The sequence below is a fragment of the Paenibacillus sp. FSL W8-0426 genome (assembly GCF_037969725.1).
Lineage (GTDB): Bacteria > Bacillota > Bacilli > Paenibacillales > Paenibacillaceae > Paenibacillus > Paenibacillus hubeiensis.
The window spans coordinates 1,003,410-1,022,368 of sequence record NZ_CP150203.1 but is presented as its reverse complement, the minus strand read 5'-3'; the positions used below and the strand labels follow the sequence as shown (position 1 = coordinate 1,022,368).

At 38.8% G+C, this 18,959-nt stretch carries 19 protein-coding genes; 8 read left to right on the top strand and 11 right to left on the bottom strand.

Translation table 11 applies throughout. From position 1 onward, the window contains the following. Positions 1-117: 117 nt before the first annotated feature. Positions 118-495: a hypothetical protein gene (locus MKY59_RS04650; RefSeq protein ID WP_339276259.1), complete on the bottom strand. Its 378-nt coding sequence runs from the start codon at positions 493-495 to the stop codon at positions 118-120. Between the two features lie 36 nt (positions 496-531). Further along, positions 532-1,053 (bottom strand): hypothetical protein, encoded by a 522-nt coding sequence (locus MKY59_RS04645; protein ID WP_339276257.1) that lies wholly within the window; start codon positions 1,051-1,053, stop codon positions 532-534. 142 nt (positions 1,054-1,195) lie between these two features. Here MKY59_RS04645 and MKY59_RS04640 point away from each other — a divergent pair, with 142 nt between their 5' ends. The 4 genes from MKY59_RS04640 (at position 1,196) to MKY59_RS04625 (ending at position 7,044) form a co-directional block, all read left to right on the top strand. Then, positions 1,196-1,537, top strand: a complete 342-nt coding sequence (locus MKY59_RS04640; RefSeq protein ID WP_339276255.1) for a helix-turn-helix transcriptional regulator — start codon at positions 1,196-1,198, stop codon at positions 1,535-1,537. 975 nt (positions 1,538-2,512) lie between these two features. Beyond that, positions 2,513-3,790: a DNA cytosine methyltransferase gene (locus MKY59_RS04635; RefSeq protein ID WP_339276253.1), complete on the top strand. Its 1,278-nt coding sequence runs from the start codon at positions 2,513-2,515 to the stop codon at positions 3,788-3,790. Positions 3,791-3,820: 30 nt separating this feature from the next. After that, positions 3,821-6,127 (top strand): ATP-binding protein, encoded by a 2,307-nt coding sequence (locus tag MKY59_RS04630; RefSeq protein WP_339276252.1) that lies wholly within the window; start codon positions 3,821-3,823, stop codon positions 6,125-6,127. After that, positions 6,124-7,044, top strand: a complete 921-nt coding sequence (locus tag MKY59_RS04625) for a hypothetical protein (RefSeq protein WP_339276251.1) — start codon at positions 6,124-6,126, stop codon at positions 7,042-7,044. Before MKY59_RS04630 ends, MKY59_RS04625 begins: the two co-directional genes overlap by 4 nt. An 800-nt stretch (positions 7,045-7,844) precedes the next feature. Here MKY59_RS04625 and MKY59_RS04620 read toward each other — a convergent pair. Then, positions 7,845-8,147, bottom strand: coding sequence for a hypothetical protein (locus MKY59_RS04620; protein WP_339276250.1), 303 nt, complete (start codon positions 8,145-8,147; stop codon positions 7,845-7,847). A 228-nt stretch (positions 8,148-8,375) separates the two neighbouring features. Here MKY59_RS04620 and MKY59_RS04615 point away from each other — a divergent pair, with 228 nt between their 5' ends. Beyond that, positions 8,376-9,101: a hypothetical protein gene (locus MKY59_RS04615; protein ID WP_339276248.1), complete on the top strand. Its 726-nt coding sequence runs from the start codon at positions 8,376-8,378 to the stop codon at positions 9,099-9,101. Positions 9,102-9,181: 80 nt separating this feature from the next. Here MKY59_RS04615 and MKY59_RS04610 read toward each other — a convergent pair whose 3' ends face one another. The 6 genes from MKY59_RS04610 to MKY59_RS04585 form a co-directional block, all read right to left on the bottom strand. Then, positions 9,182-9,679, bottom strand: a complete 498-nt coding sequence (locus tag MKY59_RS04610) for a hypothetical protein (protein ID WP_339276246.1) — start codon at positions 9,677-9,679, stop codon at positions 9,182-9,184. A gap of 46 nt (positions 9,680-9,725) precedes the next feature. Next, positions 9,726-10,427 carry a hypothetical protein gene (locus MKY59_RS04605; RefSeq protein ID WP_339276244.1) on the bottom strand — a complete coding sequence of 234 codons (702 nt, stop codon included), beginning with the start codon at positions 10,425-10,427 and terminating at the stop codon, positions 9,726-9,728. A 35-nt stretch (positions 10,428-10,462) separates the two neighbouring features. After that, positions 10,463-11,299, bottom strand: a complete 837-nt coding sequence (locus MKY59_RS04600) for a hypothetical protein (RefSeq protein WP_339276242.1) — start codon at positions 11,297-11,299, stop codon at positions 10,463-10,465. A 44-nt stretch (positions 11,300-11,343) separates the two neighbouring features. Continuing rightward, positions 11,344-11,817 (bottom strand): hypothetical protein, encoded by a 474-nt coding sequence (locus MKY59_RS04595; protein ID WP_339276241.1) that lies wholly within the window; start codon positions 11,815-11,817, stop codon positions 11,344-11,346. 72 nt (positions 11,818-11,889) lie between these two features. Further along, a complete protein-coding gene (locus MKY59_RS04590) occupies positions 11,890-12,372 on the bottom strand; it encodes a hypothetical protein (RefSeq protein ID WP_339276240.1) in 483 nt (160 codons plus the stop codon). A 1-nt stretch (position 12,373) separates the two neighbouring features. Further along, entirely contained in the window at positions 12,374-12,865 is a 492-nt protein-coding gene (locus MKY59_RS04585; protein ID WP_339276239.1) for a hypothetical protein, read from the bottom strand. 952 nt (positions 12,866-13,817) lie between these two features. Between MKY59_RS04585 and MKY59_RS04580 the strand changes: the two genes are divergently transcribed. The 3 genes from MKY59_RS04580 (at position 13,818) to MKY59_RS04570 (ending at position 17,082) form a co-directional block, all read left to right on the top strand. After that, complete coding sequence (locus tag MKY59_RS04580; RefSeq protein ID WP_339276237.1) at positions 13,818-14,414, top strand: hypothetical protein; 597 nt, start codon at positions 13,818-13,820, stop codon at positions 14,412-14,414. A 703-nt stretch (positions 14,415-15,117) separates the two neighbouring features. After that, positions 15,118-16,512 carry an N-acetylmuramoyl-L-alanine amidase family protein gene (locus MKY59_RS04575; protein WP_339276235.1) on the top strand — a complete coding sequence of 465 codons (1,395 nt, stop codon included), beginning with the start codon at positions 15,118-15,120 and terminating at the stop codon, positions 16,510-16,512. Positions 16,513-16,545: 33 nt separating this feature from the next. Then, the gene (locus MKY59_RS04570) at positions 16,546-17,082 is read left to right on the top strand and encodes a GerMN domain-containing protein (protein WP_339276234.1); all 537 of its coding nucleotides are present in this window, start codon (positions 16,546-16,548) and stop codon (positions 17,080-17,082) included. 362 nt (positions 17,083-17,444) lie between these two features. On the opposite strand, the gene MKY59_RS04565 is transcribed toward MKY59_RS04570, so the two are convergent. Further along, on the bottom strand, positions 17,445-18,353 hold the full coding sequence (locus tag MKY59_RS04565; RefSeq protein WP_339276233.1) for an ATP-grasp domain-containing protein: 909 nt from the start codon (positions 18,351-18,353) through the stop codon (positions 17,445-17,447). A 123-nt stretch (positions 18,354-18,476) separates the two neighbouring features. After that, positions 18,477-18,956 (bottom strand): DUF4362 domain-containing protein, encoded by a 480-nt coding sequence (locus MKY59_RS04560; protein ID WP_339276231.1) that lies wholly within the window; start codon positions 18,954-18,956, stop codon positions 18,477-18,479. Positions 18,957-18,959 lie beyond the last annotated feature (3 nt).

Genomic DNA, 18,959 nt, shown 5'->3' with positions numbered 1-18,959 from the left:
CATCCTTTCTAAGATGAGAGTATTCAGGTTTATCGCCAAAATCTCCCTTTTTGCCATTATACCATCTGCCATGGGAAGGAAGTCAGTTAATTCTGTAAAGTAGTAGGTACTGTTAATTTACTTATTGAAAGTTATATTCTCTTGCTCATTTTCAATCAATTTATGATCGGAGATTTGCCAACACAGATTTTTCTCTCCATCGTGATCATCGATTAGAAAATACCCCGTTATGTCCGAAATGGCAGCCATCTCTGATAGTTGCTTTCTCATAAAATCAAGATAATACTCTCTAATATCGGCCCCATAAAATACATAAGCTGTCCAATTGATTTGTGTCTCTGGAAAAGTCCAACCTGACTGGTACATTTCTAATTTGCTTTTGTCCAGTAAAGCATCATTATATTTCTCGGTATAGTCATCCCGAATCTTTCTGACCTCATGCACAGTTTGTTCATCACACTCTAACCAACCTCTAACAGATACATACTTTCCCATTTTAATCCCCCATTCCTGTTCTTACGATAATTCCCTTTAAGATAACTTGGGTGAATTATTCATCATTCGTGTGGATAGCTCCTCTAATATTTCTTCTGTTCGTTGGACAAGCCTTTTGATGTTCTTTAGCTCCAGTGGCTGTTCATGTGAGTAGTCCTCCAAGGATGACATAAATTGCATCGTGCCGATGAACAACGCTATTTCTAATCCAGGGTCGGTGTCTGTATGTACTAGAGGCAAGATTTCGTTCATAGTAAGTTCCTTGGGTGGGTGCGCTGAATAATACTTTTGGATATATAACGCCTTGATCATGGAGGCAAGAGCCCAATCGCAGAGAATCAGACAGGTTTTAAATTGATGGTGATCTCGCATGATAGTAGCAAGTTTGATGTGGTACTGAGCAAGTTTTTGATAGTCCATAATTTTAGTATGTAGCGTGTGGTCAGCCTGAGTTTGATTGAATTTGGGTTGTATGTAGTTATCAGGGTCTGGCGAAATTGAGGTACAATCCAAATGGTGAACACAATGTGCATCGGATATTGACCAATTTGTTGCCATTGTCATCCCTCCAAAAGAGTTAATACCAGTATTATACAATAAAATGATACCTATAGTAATCAAAATATCTTTTTGTATTTATTATTTGGTGTTTACCTTGAAGAAACTTGTCTACACTTTTGAACATAGAGAGGTGAATACCATGAACGAAGACAGAGAAGTTTTGAAGCTGGTTGGAGCCAGAATTCGCGCATTACGCAAAGAAAGAGGGTATTCACAAGAATCCCTCGGAGAAAAAGGCGGATTTCATTTTTCATACATAGGACAGATCGAACGTGGAGAAAAGAACGTTTCTTTGATGAACTTGGCGAAAATCGCTGAGTCACTTGAGGTTAATTTAATACAGCTTTTCGCTTATATTGATGAGGACTTTGAGGTAACTGAGAATGAGAAAGAAATAAAAGAAATTGTGCAACTTCTAAGAGACTCTTCATCAGATAATATTCGCGTAGCTAAAAATGTTATAAAAGGAATATTAATGTGAAGAGCAATAAAGCCTATCTTACTAAATGGAAGGATAGGTTTTGTCTCTAATTTGAATAAATCTCAGTACATGTTGCTACTATTTGCTCCGTAAATAATCCATCATTTAATAAATATTTTTGACAAGTTTGGTTAACTCCTCATTTTTAAACTAAGTCCTCGTTTCCATATTATATGTATAAAATATCAGACCAGTTCCTATAATAATGCCAACATAATCACTTTTAAAGCCCTGAGAAGTATTAACACATCCTACCTGATCTATTCCACTTTCATGTAGAGATCAAGTATTTGATATTGACCGTGCATTCCACGGCAAGGCAAAATCATGCTCTTTATATCGTCACATCCGGGATCTCTCCATTCCGGTTACCTTCTTTATTAGCGGCCCAATTCCAAGCAAAGCCTGCCAGCATCCTAGCCTTATACCCCTGATCATTTTTATTTTCAAGAAGCTACGTAATCAAGGCTTTAAGGTTGTGATTATATAATTGACTACAATTGTTACTAATTTGTTACTAACAATCATTCTCAATTTTTAACACCCTACCAAGATTAAAACTTATAAATATCATTTTAATGAATTATATCCTTCGTTTGATGTTTACCTTTAACAAACTTGTCTACACTTTTGAACATAGAGAGGTAATATAAATATCTTGAACGTAGATCAAACATCCTTAATTAAGCTGGTGCGAAAATTTGAGCATTCCGTAAAGAACAAGGCTTCTCCCAAGAAGCTCTTGGAGAGAAGGGTGATTCGACCTTTCCTACATAGGACAAATTGAACGAAGTAGAGGAATGATCTTTATTCACTTTAGCGAAAAATGTGAATAAAGAATTTGAGGCCACCTATATAGAACATGAAAATTAAGAATACTAGACTATTAAAGATGCTTAAGTCCTGAAAAAAATCAATTTACTTAAAAACATAAACGTATTTTAATATTCTCAAAATAATATGATAGGTGAGGAAATGACACAAACGTATAATGTACTTGATTTATTCTCAGGTGCAGGAGGAATGTCTGAAGGTTTTTTACGTGCAGGTTTCAATATCCCTTTAGCCACTGACTATAGTCAAGAAGCAGCCCAAACATATATTAATAGACATAAACAATTAGGATATTCAAACTTGAGATTTTTTAATGGAGATATCAGAACGTTATCTTCAAGGGATACTTTTAATGACTTTGCTTCGGACACTAAGATATCTGTTGTAATAGGTGGCCCACCTTGTCAAGGATTTAGTCTAAGTGGAAAAAGAGATAAATCGGATGAAAGAAATACCCTCTTTTTAGAATATTTAAGAGTAGTAAGTTTGAGTAACCCAGATTATTTCGTGATGGAAAACGTTGAAGGAATCCTATCTTATCGAATAAATAAGATTATCGGGCTTTTTAATGATGAATATAATAACGAATTAGTCACTGACATTATTCTATCTGAATCCGAAAAATTAGGTTATAAAGTAAAGTTTAAATTATTAAATGCTAAAGATTATGGTGTTCCTCAAAACAGACCTAGAGTTATTTTCCTAGGTTATAGGGCAAAAAAAATACGTGATGTGTTTTATCCTTTAGTCCCTGAGCCTCAATTCCCCAAAGCACAAAATACTATTATTACTGTATCTGATGCAATTTCGGATCTACGCTTTCTTAAAATGGGGGAGAACAAAGAAACATACGATAATCGTTATAAAAAAACCGAATATCAAAAAAAATTAATATCCGGATTAACTCCAAATATCAATGGAGATACCATACCTTCAACTAAATTGAGTAATCATGTTGCCTCAAGACATAAAAAAAACACATTAGAAAGATTTAGTTTACTAAAGCCAGGAGAAGGAATTGAAGGACTGTTAGAAAGACTTACTACGGATGAATATGAAAAACATTTCACAAAAAAATACAGGTGCTTTAAACTTCACCAAAATCAAGTTTCTCCTACTGTTTTAACCTTACCAGATGATATTATTCACTACGATTTGAAAAATCCAAGAATATTATCAGTACGAGAATTAGCACGAATTCAATCTTTTGATGATAGTTTCCAATTTGTAGGAAACAGAACAACTGGTGGTGATAGACGCAAATTTGAAACCCCTCAGTATACTCAGGTAGGAAACGCAGTACCTCCTATTTTTGCTTACTCAATTGCTAAAGAAATTATGAAGGCATTAAAACAAATAGAAAAAGCCGAAAAAACAAACCTCATTAATTACAATGAAACACTTGCTTTACAATACTAATCAAAAAACTAAAAAAAGAAGAGTGAAAACATGAGTATGCGTTCCTTTAAAATTAGTTCCGGTCTAAAAAGTCTAATTGGAAAAGAACTGATAACTGATGAATATATAGCGATTTTTGAGCTGGTGAAAAATTCATTTGATGCAAAAGCAAAAAATGTGAGAATCATTTTTCAAGGAATCTATACCTCTTTCTCTAAGATAATAATTGTTGATGATGGTAAAGGAATGGATATAAACGATATCGATAATAAATGGCTGTTTGTTGCTTACTCTGCGAAAAGCGACGGCAGTGAGGATATTGATGAAGCAATTAACGATGATTACAGGTCTAAACTTGAAAACAAGCGATTCTTCGCCGGGGCAAAGGGTGTGGGAAGATTCTCATGTGACAGACTAGGAAGTCTTTTAAATATGACAACAATAAAAAATAAACCAAATGCAAAGATTGAAAATATTAAGGTTGACTGGGAAAAATTCGAGACAGATCCTAAAAAAGAATTCATAGACGTAAGAGTTCAGCATGCTAATCTTGATACATCTGAATACGACATTAGCCACGGTACTATTCTAGAAATATCTAATTTACGAGATACATGGAATCGTTCCAAAATACTTAACTTAAAAAAATCACTGGAAAAACTAATAAATCCAAATCAACAAAATACTGATGACTTTAAAATAGAAATAATAGTTCCTGAAGAACTTCTAAATGACAACTTGAAAATGCAAGAAAGAGATCGTGTCAATGGCCCTGTTAAAAACATAATATTTGAAACACTGGATTTGAAGTCTACTTCTATTGAAACAGAAATTTCCGAAGATGGAAGATATATTTCAACTACTCTTCGAGATAGAGGAGAATACATCTATAAAATAATTGAGAAAAACTCTTATGGCATCTCGCATATAAAATCAAAATTATTTTTCTTAAATAGATCAGCAAAAGTAAACTTTAAGAGAGCTATGGGGATCGATTCAGTAAGTTATGGCTCTGTCTTCTTGTATAAAAATGGATTTCGAATCTATCCTTTTGGCGAAGAAGGAGAGGATCCTCTAAAGTTAGATAGAAGAAAAGCACAAGGATATGCCCGTTACTTAGGAACCAGAGACCTGATTGGTAGAATTGAAATCTTTGGAGATAATCCAGATTTCAAGGAAACTACTAGTAGAGATGGAGGACTTGTAAAAAATACAAGTTATGATAACTTAGTTGATTTTTTTATTGAAAGAACTTTACGGAGACTAGAAAAATATGTTGTTGATATAATTCGTTGGGGAGAACCTTTTAAAGCTAGAAAAGAAGATGTAGACTATCAACCTGCGTTAAACCCAGAAGATGTAAAAAATGAAATTCTTGATACTATCAAGCAGCTTTCCCGTTCGGATAATTTTGTCGAAGTTGATTATAATCCCAATTTTTTAGAGTTACTCGAAGAAAGTCAAAATAATAGCGCAACTAAAGTTATACAGGAACTTAATCAACAAGCTCTTATCTCAAACGACAAAGATTTACAAAAACAAGCAAAACTTATTGAAAAGCAATTTGAGAAATTGAATACTGAACGTAAAGAAATCAATTTACAAATCGATAGACAAGAATTTGAATTAGACAAAACAAGAAAAGAACTTGAAAGTACAATTAGTCAGAATCTATTTTTGAAATCTACAGTTAACACGGATACAAAAGAATTAATAAGCCTACAACATCAAATTAATCATTCTACAGTCAGAATAAACAAAAACATTGATACTTTAAAACAAAAAATAATAGAAGGAGCACCAAAAGAACAATTGTTTAGACATATAAATATAATAAGCATAGAAAACAGTAAAATTTCTACAATCTCAAAATTCGTGACAAAAGCCAATTTCAACCTCACTTCTAGAACAATAAAAAAAGATTTAGTCCAATTTATTAATGAATACTTAAAAAACGTCTATGAAGAATATAAAGATTTAAAAATTAACAATCAGCAATTAAAAGTAAACATAGTTCAACATAATGATATTAAATTTGAATTTGATTTTCGCCCCTTAGAGATTATTATTGCAATTGATAATCTCTTAAATAATTCTTTCAAAGCAAATGCTAAGAACATAACAGTAACCTGGGAAAAACTGAATGAAAACAATTTAGAAATACATTTTAAAGATGATGGTAAAGGTATACCTAACAATATTATGGACAAGATATTTGATTTTGGCTTTACAACTACTGATGGATCCGGATTAGGTTTGTACCATGTAAAAGAAATTTTTAAAAAAATAGGTGGATCAGTAAGAATTAATAATAGTATAGAGAATGGCGCTGAGTTCATACTGGGGGTTAAGAAATGAAAATAGGTTATAAAATTTTATGGTTTGAGGATGATTATGATTTAATTGAAGATTATCAAGAAAATGTTGAATCTTATTTGAAGTCACTTGGTTTTGCCCCATCTGTAGTTCATGAAAAAAATGGACAATTTTTGGATGAATTAATACAAGAAGAATATGATCTTATACTAACTGATCTTAACTTAGGAGAATATGAAACTGGGAAAATTCTAATTGATCGAATTCGCGGAAACCAAATTTATACAGAGGTTTTGTTTTATTCAGGAAACCAACATGAGATAAACAACATAATGCAGCAAGAAAAATGGATAGAACGTGTTTCTGTTTCGGTTGGTATAGAAAATTTAATTCCTAAGGTTAAAGATTTGATAAATTTAACTATCAGAAAATTTCAAGATGTTAATGCCATGAGAGGATTGTTGATGGCTGAAACGAGTGAATTGGATTCACTAATGATTGAGGTAATAAAGCATCTATTATTAAGTTTTGACGAGTCTTCTTCCCAAAAAAATATTCAAACACTAATTACAAAAACCCTAGAGAACCGCTCACAAAAACTCAATGATTTGAGGAATATGGAGAAGGAACCAATTACTTCATTCTTAGAGGAACTCACTTCATATGACAGAATGTGTGCAATACAACGCCTATTAAAACAAAAAGCAAAGGACGAGAGATATGTCGGCTATAAACAAACTCTTGATACTTACAACAATGATATTATAAAAAAACGGAATATTTTAGCACATGCCACAGAAACTATTAATGAGGGAACTAAAATTATCAAAAGTGAACTAACAGGTGAAAATATAATAATTAATGATGAATTTTGCACCACTATACGAAGAGATATAAAAAAGCATAGGGCCAATTTTGAAGATTTGCTCCAAATTATTACTTACGAGTTTCAAAGTTAATTCTAAGTCGAGCTATAGCCTTATTAACCGATCTCCATTCATCAATCTTACTTATAAGAAAACATCTTTTGCAAATAAACCAATTATTATTCAAATCATCCAAACTATATACATTATTCTCAACATTAAAGGTATTACATTCAGTACATTTAGGGCAAACAAATAATATCGTTTTCATTTCCCCACCTCAATTGTATTAGGATTGTACTCCTTATTATTCTTTATTCAATATCTTCTTTATGCTCAATACTCTATGATTATAGACTCGGCTAAGTTGGATTATTCCTTCGAGCCGGGTTTTTGCTTCTGTAGATCGCCTTAACAATATATAAGGTGCAGAAATCAAATTATGTGGCTTCTTTCATTCCACTTCAACTAAAAAAAGTAGATTCTCATCAGTGTTAACCTCCTATTACCTAAGTGAATCGTTAATCATGAATCGATCAATTAACCTCTTCCCTAATAAACTTAACTTTACTAAGGACATCTCGTGAACAGATCCAATTTGCATTAATCTAAGGTATTTATCTTCTATATTGAGATTAAAAACATCAAAACTATAACCACTTGACTAGGAACCTAACCAAAATCTTGATATTTCGGCTCAACCTCGTTTTATAACTCGTTAGCAATATTCTATTCGAACTCACTTTCATCAAACCATTAAAAGAGGAATTTATATCGTTTATCAGCAAGATGGAAATAGTTGTAACCTCATTATATAACCAGAACAAGTGTTTGTATACAAACAAAACCCTAGACTAAAACCTGCTCAGCCATTTCCTCACTTCTATTAGGCTTTACACTAAAAATTGAATAAAAAAATCTTTGTTGTTCACCAAATTATCAAAGAATTGTTTAATTTTTATCCGGAATAGGTCCGTAAAATAATTAGGTTTATACGAGTATGGTTCATTAGCAATTCTGAAACAAATTTGCCTATCATAATTATCATTAAAACGGAACATCACTATAACTGCAACAGGTTTCAGCGTTTCTTCTCCCTCGTTTTCTACGTCGTCTAATATGCTTATAAAAACTTCTTTACGGCTCTCATCCGTAATCCATTCATCCAATTCGATATCCTTTAATCCTGGTGGCATATTTTCGAAATCGTCCCACCAACCATTGATTGGTTGCTAACAACTGCGATAACTAGACATTCTGAACCCTTTTCCGAAAAAATCTTCGAAAACACTGTGGATCTCACTCGCTAATTATGTAACAAATGCACAGATGGGACCGTTTAGATTTATGAGCGATCAGCAAGATCAGTCATGCATATCACCGGGGCTGTTGGCCGTTAATCTTTCATAAGGTGGGTAATAAACATGAGAAATAAAAAATGGTTTCTTGTCGCAGCGGCCGTTATCGCCCTAAGTGGCGCGTTTTACATGAACTCCATTTCTGCTGAAAGTCCTGCCCCATTAATCCAAGCTCAACTTGTTAAGGAAGGGGTGGCTATTTCTAAAATCACCACTCAAGAAAGCTATTTAAAGTTGGAAATAAAATCAGCATCTACCTCAGAAAAAGCAACCATAGACGATATTAAAGCCATCCGAACCATTCGGAATGAAGTAAGAAGTGGGGCCAATGGAACCTCACAAATCAAAAATGTTGATCTCACGATCACAGGAAAAAATGGTCAATCGATTTACAACGGTGTTTCTAATGACATTACTCGAATACCCGATTTCTCATCTAAAATTGCAGGAACGCTCGATTCTGAATCAGTCCAGAACGCTATATATGGTGAATCGAAGGCAAACGGTGTGATTGTGGAATCGACAGAAGTTAAGGATAACGTTCTGGGTGGAAAAATGGCCTCGATCGTGCTCGCAGCGAAAATCTCAGAGGTGAATAGTCTGGTTCCTAAAATGGAGCAATGGATCACAGCGCTTAATGATTCTGATGATATTGGAGTTTCTCAATATGAACTGACCATTAATGATAAGAGTGATCACTCCATGTTGTTATATTTGACAACGGATTTAGTGTATCGTGATTTTTACTGGTGGCAGTCTCCAGAACTTGACGATGAAGGACCTTACTTTTAAAAAAACAAATTGTCTGTCCCCACCCTGCCTTGCTTTCATTACGCTTGCGGTACATCGCTTCTGTTTTGCGACAATTCGGGTCATTGCCCTTTTTTGTTCAAACCATCCAGTGGAGCTTTATCAAAAAATCGTTCGTACCATCCATTTAAAGGATATGTCCCACCGTTTTTGATCACTAGTTCACGTAGTGTAATACTAAAGACGCCTCCCCTTTCCAAAAGAGTAATTAAAGGGTCATATATGCTTATATATCGATGTACATCAGGATTTTTGTCTGCGTACCTTGCCAATTGCAGGTAATATTGCATCATTCTTTGTATGCTGTTATCTTCGGACAAAAATTGAATAACATCTGAATTGCAAAGTGCTGCTATCTCCATTTCTCCTTCGGAATCACCAAGTAAGTTAGCTACATTGGCGAGACCTGGCGGTTTAGGGGCAAGTTGTGTCTCTTTAAAAAAGCTAGCTAGCCGTCTCATAAATTCATAGCCTACGTCCGCATCTTCTATATTAGACACTGTACCAACTAAACTCCAGTTTATATTATTCAATCTGAGAATGGCTTGATCCAGGTACATCTTTTTCACCTCGGACTAGTAATCCCCTCAAGAGCTTTCAGAAGTGTTATGTGCAATCACCCAACAACTTAGCTTGATCCAATCTCATTAGCTCCAAGATCAGCTTGTCCACATTTTTCAATTCTTCGTTGATGGTAGGCACAATCCCTGCATTCTGTTCCTTCTCCAATTCAGCTCTCATTGTCAAAAGGTTTTGAAACAAATCGGCATACTGCACCTCTTCCCCGTCCCAACCTCCATCTTCGACAATACACTCGATTCCAGCCTTGAATTCTTCAGTTAAACATTGAAGCATGCAATGGATAGTCTCACTGTTGGTTTGCCTTTTATCATAGAATTGCGAGGTATTCAAGAATGTCAGATTTTCAATTTGATCATTACAGAATAATCCGCTTTCGGCATGGAACATGCATACCTCTTTCCTTTTATCAAGAATAGCGTATATCTCTTTACAAAAAGATAAGGCAAAGAACACTGCATTTCGATCTCTGCTTGGTTGTACAAATATAGCTGTTTGCATTTCACGCTTCTTTGAATCTGCCAAGGCATCCCGAGAAATGTCCAGCCAGATGTCCCTGATTTCTTCATTGTGTTCAAGAACGTAGTGGTTCACCCAAATCCAACTGCCCGCGCGTTCCATCCCCCAGTTCGATTGTTGATCTACAGCATTGAACTTGGACAACACGCCGCGCCATTTTTCAATACTTAGCTCTTCCTCCGTATAAATGACGATATTGGATCGAGACATGACATGGCTCCCTCCGGGTCTGACGATCTGCCCGCTTAATCTTTGTACACTTCAGAATCAATGAAATGTTGGACTAAAAAACGATCTTGCTCATTCAATCTTCCATGAAGTTCGTTGAATTTATCGTTGGCATGTTGGTTATCCAACAACGCTAATGTCGCTAAAGCCACATGCCCTATTTGCCAAGGTCCGATAAATTTATGATCTTCCAAACGTACGCTTAGTTCAGATAATCTTTCAATGATCCCCTGGTCACAATAATTTCTTTCGATCGCTTTGAACATGGCCATAACCACGATTCTATAACTGTAATTCTGCATGCAAAGGGCCAAAACTTCATTAGTAATGGTATCTTCGTCAAGCGCCTTTTCCAGTTCTTTGTTTGAAGGCAAATGGATGTGAATGTTGGATTGGCGGTCCCGTAGAAGACCGCGATAATTCTCGTTCAACCACTTCATATACACCTCGTTAAATAGAAACTGACCATCTTTATGGAGAAATATCTCATCACCAGATACATGATGCAAAATGCCTTGTGCTTCGAACATTTCAAGGATCGCAAAACAAATTTTATACATGGTCCTATAAGCTGTCTCGTAATCTCCTGACGGATTCAGATCAAAAGATACTGTCTCTTGATACTCAAAGTCCTCTTCCAGAAACATCGTTTCATAAGCATAGCCAGGATGATTCGTCGGTAAAATATTCGCAAAAATGCTTATGCTCAAGCCGATGTCTAAGATGATTTCTTCAACAACCTTTGAATCGATATATTTCACAGAATCACAAAATTCAAGCTGCTGCTTTTCCAAATAAACTTTCAAACGTACAACGTCAACTTTCTCTCCATTTATCTTCAAAGAGTATTCCATGCATCCCTCCTGCGATCTTCAAGAATATACAGAAACACTCTTGTTCACCAATCCCTTGGATTAACATAACACCAATGATCCACATCATTATCCCTAAGTTTGTTCAGATCAGCCAATGTGTAGAACCAGTCTTCTTCGATCCAAACCGTAGCGGTGGGGAATTCATTGAGGAATGCATATAGAAATTTGAATAATAAATCTTCGTTGTCCACAAAATCGCCAGAAACTAACGTTTTAAAATACTCTTGTGGGGGAGAATCCCAATCGAAATCGACAAGTTTATGCGGATACGGTTCATCAGCGATTCCAAAACAAATTTGCCTATCATAACTTTCATTTAATGGAATATCGCTAACACAGTATTCACAGTATTTTAATTTTCCGGCATCGTCTACTTTATTCAGGGTGTGGCTGTAGAACATTCCTTCGTTCTTGCATAACTCATCTAATCGAAATACTAAATCATTTATTTCAATGCTATTTCCTTTTTTGAAAAGGATATGTGCAGAAATACCCATTTTTCCCTCCTTAGTAATAACAAGTACGCTTTCCCATTCATGATCCAATCGAAAGTTTAAATTCCGACGTTCTCACACGATTTTCTCACTGGACCATAGCGGATTGTAAGGCATGTTACTTAACATAATGAGGTCCTTAGCCGTATAACACCAATCCGCATCATCAAACCATAGGTAATCTTCAGGATGATCTCTAAAATACGCTATAACAAAATGATAAATAAACGCGTAGTCATCTTTAATATTTTCGATATCGATAGCCCAAAAATACTTTTCGTTTTGTGTTAGCCAAGTGAAGCTGTCATATGAGTCTTCATCCACTGGATTGATATTGAATGTGAAGTACTTTAGATGCTCTTTGTTATCCGTATTTAAAAATGCAGCCTCATCCACTTCCGATAACGTTCCTTCGCCAAATACAAATCGACCATCGCTTGACTTCGTCCTTGTTAAAATGCAAAACATGCCTGCTTTCGTAGCGGCCTGCTTAAATGCTTCTAACGCATGTTCGGGAGAATAGTTCTCTATATTTTTCAAAAAAATGATCGAGCTCATTCTAAAGGTCTCCCTTAGGCAATTTGGAATAAAACTCCTTGCTAGCTTGTTCCACACGATCAAACCGATCTCCGATTTCAATATCGTTTACAAAATCGTGATAATGATTCACGCGCTGGCTGCTCCAAAACTTGCGTTCATCAATAATTTCAGAAGCAGGACCGCTGATTTTGGCAGCAGATCGCGCAATTATAGCAACTAATGCAAACTCGACAGGTTCACGCTCCCCTTGTACCATGACTCCCATCCAAAATCCAGATTCCTCTTCGTCCACATAAGGAAGGGTCGGATCTAGATAAGTAAACGCCAATCCAACCTCGCTTTCCATCCCTCTAAATGCGACTGCATACGCTTGACTCTCCTCAAAAAGAGCAGTATCACCAAGATCAACTCTTTGCCCGCTTAAAACCTGTTTAATGGTGACTTCAGGAGTCGTCTCTACCTTTAAAAGTCTGACAGCTTCTTTGGATAGCTCTTTCTTCAATTCATTCATATGAATGGTTCTCGTTATTCTTACATCAAGATCTAGGGACATCCGATCACCTAAATAATAATTTTATGGTTAATTCAAATTCATGAATCCCCGTCTCCCATTTAATCCTTATAGGTTTCGGATTCAATAAAATTACAGACTAAAAAACGATCATTCTTGTTCAAACTTTCATTTCTTGACTGCCCTCTTCACCGCCAAACTGAACTTGAATGATATCTAAATTTTAACAAGTCAGTTTGTTTACTGGAATCGACCCTGCGTTGCATTTTCCCATGACTTCTAGTCCGTAAATAAACAATGCTTGTTGACTACCGTACCTACATATTCGCGTAATCTCCTCAACAGGCTTACTCTTGTGGAGCAATCAAAATTCAGAGTCACTCTTTTGGTGGTATGGGAAACTAAACTCTTTATCAAGTTGTTATTACAATAGAAGCCGCATTAATCAATCACACTAGGCCACTGCGAGTGCAGTACCATCTTCCGATCGCTGTTATCCCCAGATTTTTTCAAATCCCTGTTTCAAAGGGGAAATCCGGTGAAAATGCGAATGCCTCGCTTCTTCAGATTGGTTCTGCCTCTCCGTTAACGTGTGTATGTTTTTTGCGGTTTATATATTAAGTACCAACTTACAAATTAAGGTTATCGTTCTGTTGAGTATGGATGTGAATGAAATAAGAAACACTAGCTTCCCCAGCTGTCAGCACCTTTTCACCTTAAATAGAAAGGTTGTCTTTTATGAAAAAAATAGTCACTAAGTTAGCCTCCGTACTGGGTTACGGTGTTTTAATTGCACTTGCTATTTTTTTCCTCATAGCGCTAATTGCGATTATCATTCTGGCTATTTACGAATTTAAGTAGTTTAAGGCGACTCCATCTTGTGTCATCCTTTCATTTTGAATCCCAACTATCATATGGTAATATTACCCTCAACTAGAAGGGAGAGATATGAATGCCGAGAAACTTCTCATCGCTCTTGGGATTAACGTTGTTGTCCGTCGCACTCATAAGCGGATGCACTTCAACTGGTCCCCCGACGGATAAAGAAGCAGAGCCCGCTTTGAAACAATCGGAGACGCAGCAGCCAGATGTTACCCCGGATACGTCGATGGATGAACAAGAAATTGCCGAAGCCATGAAGGCAGCGGAGACGTACAAAACCAAAGAGTATACGATCGACGAGATCCCGGAGACGCCTTTGGAGGACGAGGCCATGATGAAACGCCTTGCAGAAATGGAACCTCTATACGCGGATAATTACACCGACAAACCGGGTAATACAAGCTACGGTGTCTTAACGTTCCGAATTGCGAGCGTGCAGCAAGTTTCGATGAAACCGGAGAACCTGACCTTCGAACTCTATCAGGAAGCGGAAAACTACGTGGATTTCGATTACACGGTCGACTTGATCCTGACCCGGCAAAACGGGGAAAGCGAACGTCTTCCTTTGGAAGGCCGCCTGACCCTCGTCCGTAAGAACGGAAAATGGCTTGTCCAAGCGGACGAGATCGACCCCGACTTTGGCAATCAGGTGATTACACAGAGATAATTCCTCAGCGCCTAAAATTTGCTGCGCAAGATGAAAAGGGATGCCCGCGTCACGCCATCGTGACCGTAGGCATCCCTTTTCGTCATTGGACCATCCATTCCGGTCCAACCTCATGTAAGAGCCGAAAATAAAGTATTAGACTTTCAATACTTCATCAAGTGCTCAATGAGTAGGTCTGCAACTAATACTTCTTTTTCTGACATAACGTACCCTTCGTTGAAAGGATTGGGGGTAATTTTTTTTCTTACCCGCCGGACTGACTCGTACTAAACGACCCGGAATTTGAAGAATTTTGTATCAAATCCATATCATATGGTAACTATTTTGTCTCTAAAAGCGTTGATAGTAGTGAGCGAAAGGTTATCTTGGTATCATTGTAAATAAGATGTAGTTCCAACAAAGTAATTTCACGGATTCACAGGATGATGATGTATAAATATTTACAATGTAATAATCAGGTGTTTGCCGGTCCGATTGTTCGGCTTTCAATGAACTTGCGGGTCATGGGAGGTGATGGTTTGATCCCGCAGACGTGTGTTGTCTGTCCCTAGCTCCGTGTGTAGAACGATTCGATTTCTTATGAAGATAACCTTGCTGTGATTCCTTAGAATAGAGAAATTGCTGATAGCTTGTTTATTGTTCAAGTTTCGATCCAAACAGCCGAATGTTCATATAGTAAGCTAATTTAAAACAGAGGTGTGAAATGAAGAAATCTATACTTATGTTATTGTGGTTTAGTATACTGATGCTTTTTCTGCTTCCCGTTCAAACCAACGCAGCTGCAAATCAAACGAAAATTATTTTGGATGGCCAGGAACTAACCCTGCCCAATGACGTTGAAGTCGTGAATGTACGAAACAACATCATGATTCCCATCCGCGTCGTTGCCGAAAATTTGAAATTCAATGTGAACTGGGACCAAAAAACACAGAATGTGAGCATTCAACAGGGGTCCAAAGCGATTTCGTTGACCGTAGGACAACAGGAAGCCATCGTCGAGAACAGCAACGTAACGCTTAACATCGCTCCCCAAATGATCAAGAACACGGTTGTTGTTCCTCTACGTTTTGTTAGTGAAGAAATGGGGCTTCGGGTCGGTTGGAATAACAAAGAAAAGATCGTCACTCTAACCAACACTGCCTCCGTCCCGTCCTCTCCTTCGAATGGTAATGGGAATGAAGGGACAACGAACCTTGTTCATGAAATAAACTATGCGAACAATCAACTTGTCGTTTCTATGGATCAGGAAGTGACGCCGGTCATCACCACGTTAAAAAATCCCGAGCGGATTGTTGTGGATTTTCCTTCTACGGATTTTGGTAATATGGGGCAAGTGCTGCCAGTAGGTTCGATGGGCAAATTGGATACGAGCGACAGTCCGAATGTTAGCGAGGTACGCTACTCCCTATTCAAAAATGATCCGGCTCAAGTCCGAATCGTCATTGAATTAAATAATGTCAGTGCGGTTAATTATTCTCAACAATACGTTGCAGGCAAATTCATCCTTGATTTGAGCATGGTCAACGGCCCAACGCCTGCAACCCCTGTCACGGATGGCAAGAAAGTCGTCGTTATTGATCCAGGACACGGGGGAAGCGACCCGGGCACCATAAGCTTTACGAACAAACCCGAGAAGAATTTCACTCTTGCTTTAGGTCTAAAGGTACAAGCCCTGTTGAAACAAGAACCAAACATTGAATTGATTATGACGCGAGAAACGGATGTATATCCTACGCGTTCGGAGCGAGTTAAACTGGCTAACGATCTTAATGCGGATGTTTTTGTATCCATTCACGGAAATAGCGTAAAGGGGTCTCCTCAGGTAAGCGGTACCGAGACGTTTTATTACCAGCGTGCAAGCAGTAAAGAGTTAGCAAACATTATTCACAAACATTTGATCGAGGCTTTAGGGTTCAAAGATCGCAGCGTCAAAAATGGCAATCTTCAAGTCATTCGAGAAACCACCATGCCCGCAGTTCTTCTGGAGATCGGATTTTTAAGCAACAAAGATGAAGAAGAAGCGATGATGTCGGAGAGCATGCAAGACAAGGCCGCTCAAGCCATCGTTGACGGGATTAAAGAGTACCTGAACCTATAAAAGCCAGCGAATAAATCAAGAGGATGTGCTTCTATGAAAAAAGGAATTCAGCTCGCACTCGTAGTCTGTGCAATCAGCTTGGTGGCAGCAGGATGCGGCACCAAACCTACCTCTTCCGGCCCGGTGCAGGCCTCGAATCCTGCAGGCACTTCACCGGCGGAACAGCAACAGGAGAATAAGCAAACTCAAGAAATCAAGGTATATTACGTGGATGATCAACTAACTCAACTGGAGCAAGGTACGAAGGAAATTACGTTTGAAGACGACTCCGATAAGTACAGCCAAACGTTTGCCGCTCTCCAAAGCAGCGATCAAACCGAACTCATCTCCCTGTGGAACAAGATTGATTTACTGTCATCCACGTTCGATCAAGGGGTGCTGACTTTAGATGTCCATATCCCGGAAGACGCGGCATTGGGGGCTAGCGGTGAGCTTTTAGCCTTGGATTCCCTCAAGGAGACGTTTTTTCAGTTCGAGGAAGTGACGAGTATCGATCTGCTGGTAGACGGAAATGCAGCGGAAAGTTTAATGGGGCATGCCGAACTGGAGCACCCCATGAACCGAAATTGACTTGATTTTCCCGTTAAGTCTTCCCGCAAATCGTAGACATTGATCCGTAAGGATAACCAGCCTCATTTGCGTTGTCATCGTGATTTTATTCCATGACTGATCCGGCCAGTACATTACTGGTCGGATCTTTTTTTAACTTATACTGGCGTGGAGGATAACGCTGAAATGACGAAGAACAGCATCTCCCGAGTTAAACGAAAAAAAGACCTTATAAGACTCTTCGTCCTTTAAGGTCTGCCCGTTCAGGGGCTCTTATCCGAGGATTGCCAATTGTATCTTGGATTCAGCGAATCTTGGATGTGCAACATCCGTCAATGGTTCATCTTCGTTCAGTATCTTTTTTTTACCCCAACGTAATCGACCTACTTCTCCATCCCCTTGCGCAAGCTTGCATAAAACGCCTGCGGCTCCGTCCCATCCGGCAGCCCGGCAACTTGCCCGTCGCCCAGCTCCATGATGATCCAGCCACCGTTCTTCCGCTTCGCGAAGTCCATCGTGAAAAAGCGGCTTTCTACCGACCGGGCCACGTCCAGAAACGAATCCAGCACCTCCGCAAATTCGCCGTCCTCGCCGGCTTCCCAGTAGTTCGAGACGAAGACAGGCTCGCCTTTCAGGAAAAAGACCCGCATTTCCCGCGACAACGGCATGCCGCTGCGAGCATGGTAGGAAAGAAACTCCAATTCCGCAAACTCCCGGAAAACAAGGCCTTCGTTCAGGTCGTCGCCCTGCCGCGTCACGAAGGTCCGCACCACTTCGGCCACCCGTTCCGCATCGGATGCATCCGGGATGTAACACGCTTCGTTCCACTCATGTTTACGGGATTTGACGTAATCCTTTACGATGATCGGGCGCTGCCCGAATGCGCTGACCGCATGTTGAACGGCATCTTCCGTTTCTTTGACCTCTCCGATCGGCAGCCATGTCGACTTCGGTGTATATTCCTGGATTTTCGCGTACGATTCCGGCAGGTAATGACAGTGCTTGTATTGCTCGGGCCGGTTGATTAACTTCAAGTTTTTAGCCAGCAGCGCCTCGTATAACATGGCATAATCTTTCGGTGTCAGCATCCACCCGCGATATAACACGTCTTCCCGATCGCTTGCAGACGGCAGCCGTTTCACAGCACGAGCTGGACTCTGTTCCGCCATGAGCTGCTCCAGATTCACCAGCCCTACCTCAAAGCCAGCCTTTGCAGCGGCAGCATATTCCTCTTCATACATTTCGTCCACCTTTCGTTCATCCAGCGGTGAACTGCCAAATAGGATCAACATGTCTCTCCCCCTCCCAACTGCCATTTCTCTATAACTTGCATATGCATTTCATCGGTCTCATAGATCCTACGCTTTACTCGTCCGTAACAAACGATTGTTTTCTATACCAAAGCACTTGGCATGTTATAACTTTGGCAGCATAAACGCGTAGTCTTCATTTTCGCAACCAGTAAGAATGTAAAATTCTCCGCCCTGCTCCGCCTTCATGGTGCCGATGCCCTGGCAAGCATTGTTCACGATCCGGCCTTTTCCGGCGTAGGCGTCCCTCGTATTGTCATAGCTGTACTGTATAGCTGTACCATCATAATTCAGTTCATAGATGATCGGATCGCCTTCGATCGTGTAGATCGTTACGCGAACCTGGTCCTGTTGTTTGGCATGGACTTGGTCCATGAATTGTTCCCACCGTTCCTGGTTCGTCACCTGGCCGTGCAAATTAACGACATCGCCGTTCTGCTTCGCGTGCTCAGGGGTATACGGATCCGTGATTGCCGGCAAAGCCGTTTTAGGGGTTTCGGGAGCATCAGGCACGTTGGCCACGCAGGCCGTTAGCAGCATGATCGCCAAGAGCAGAAGCATCAGAACGGTCTTCTTCTTTTCCATAAC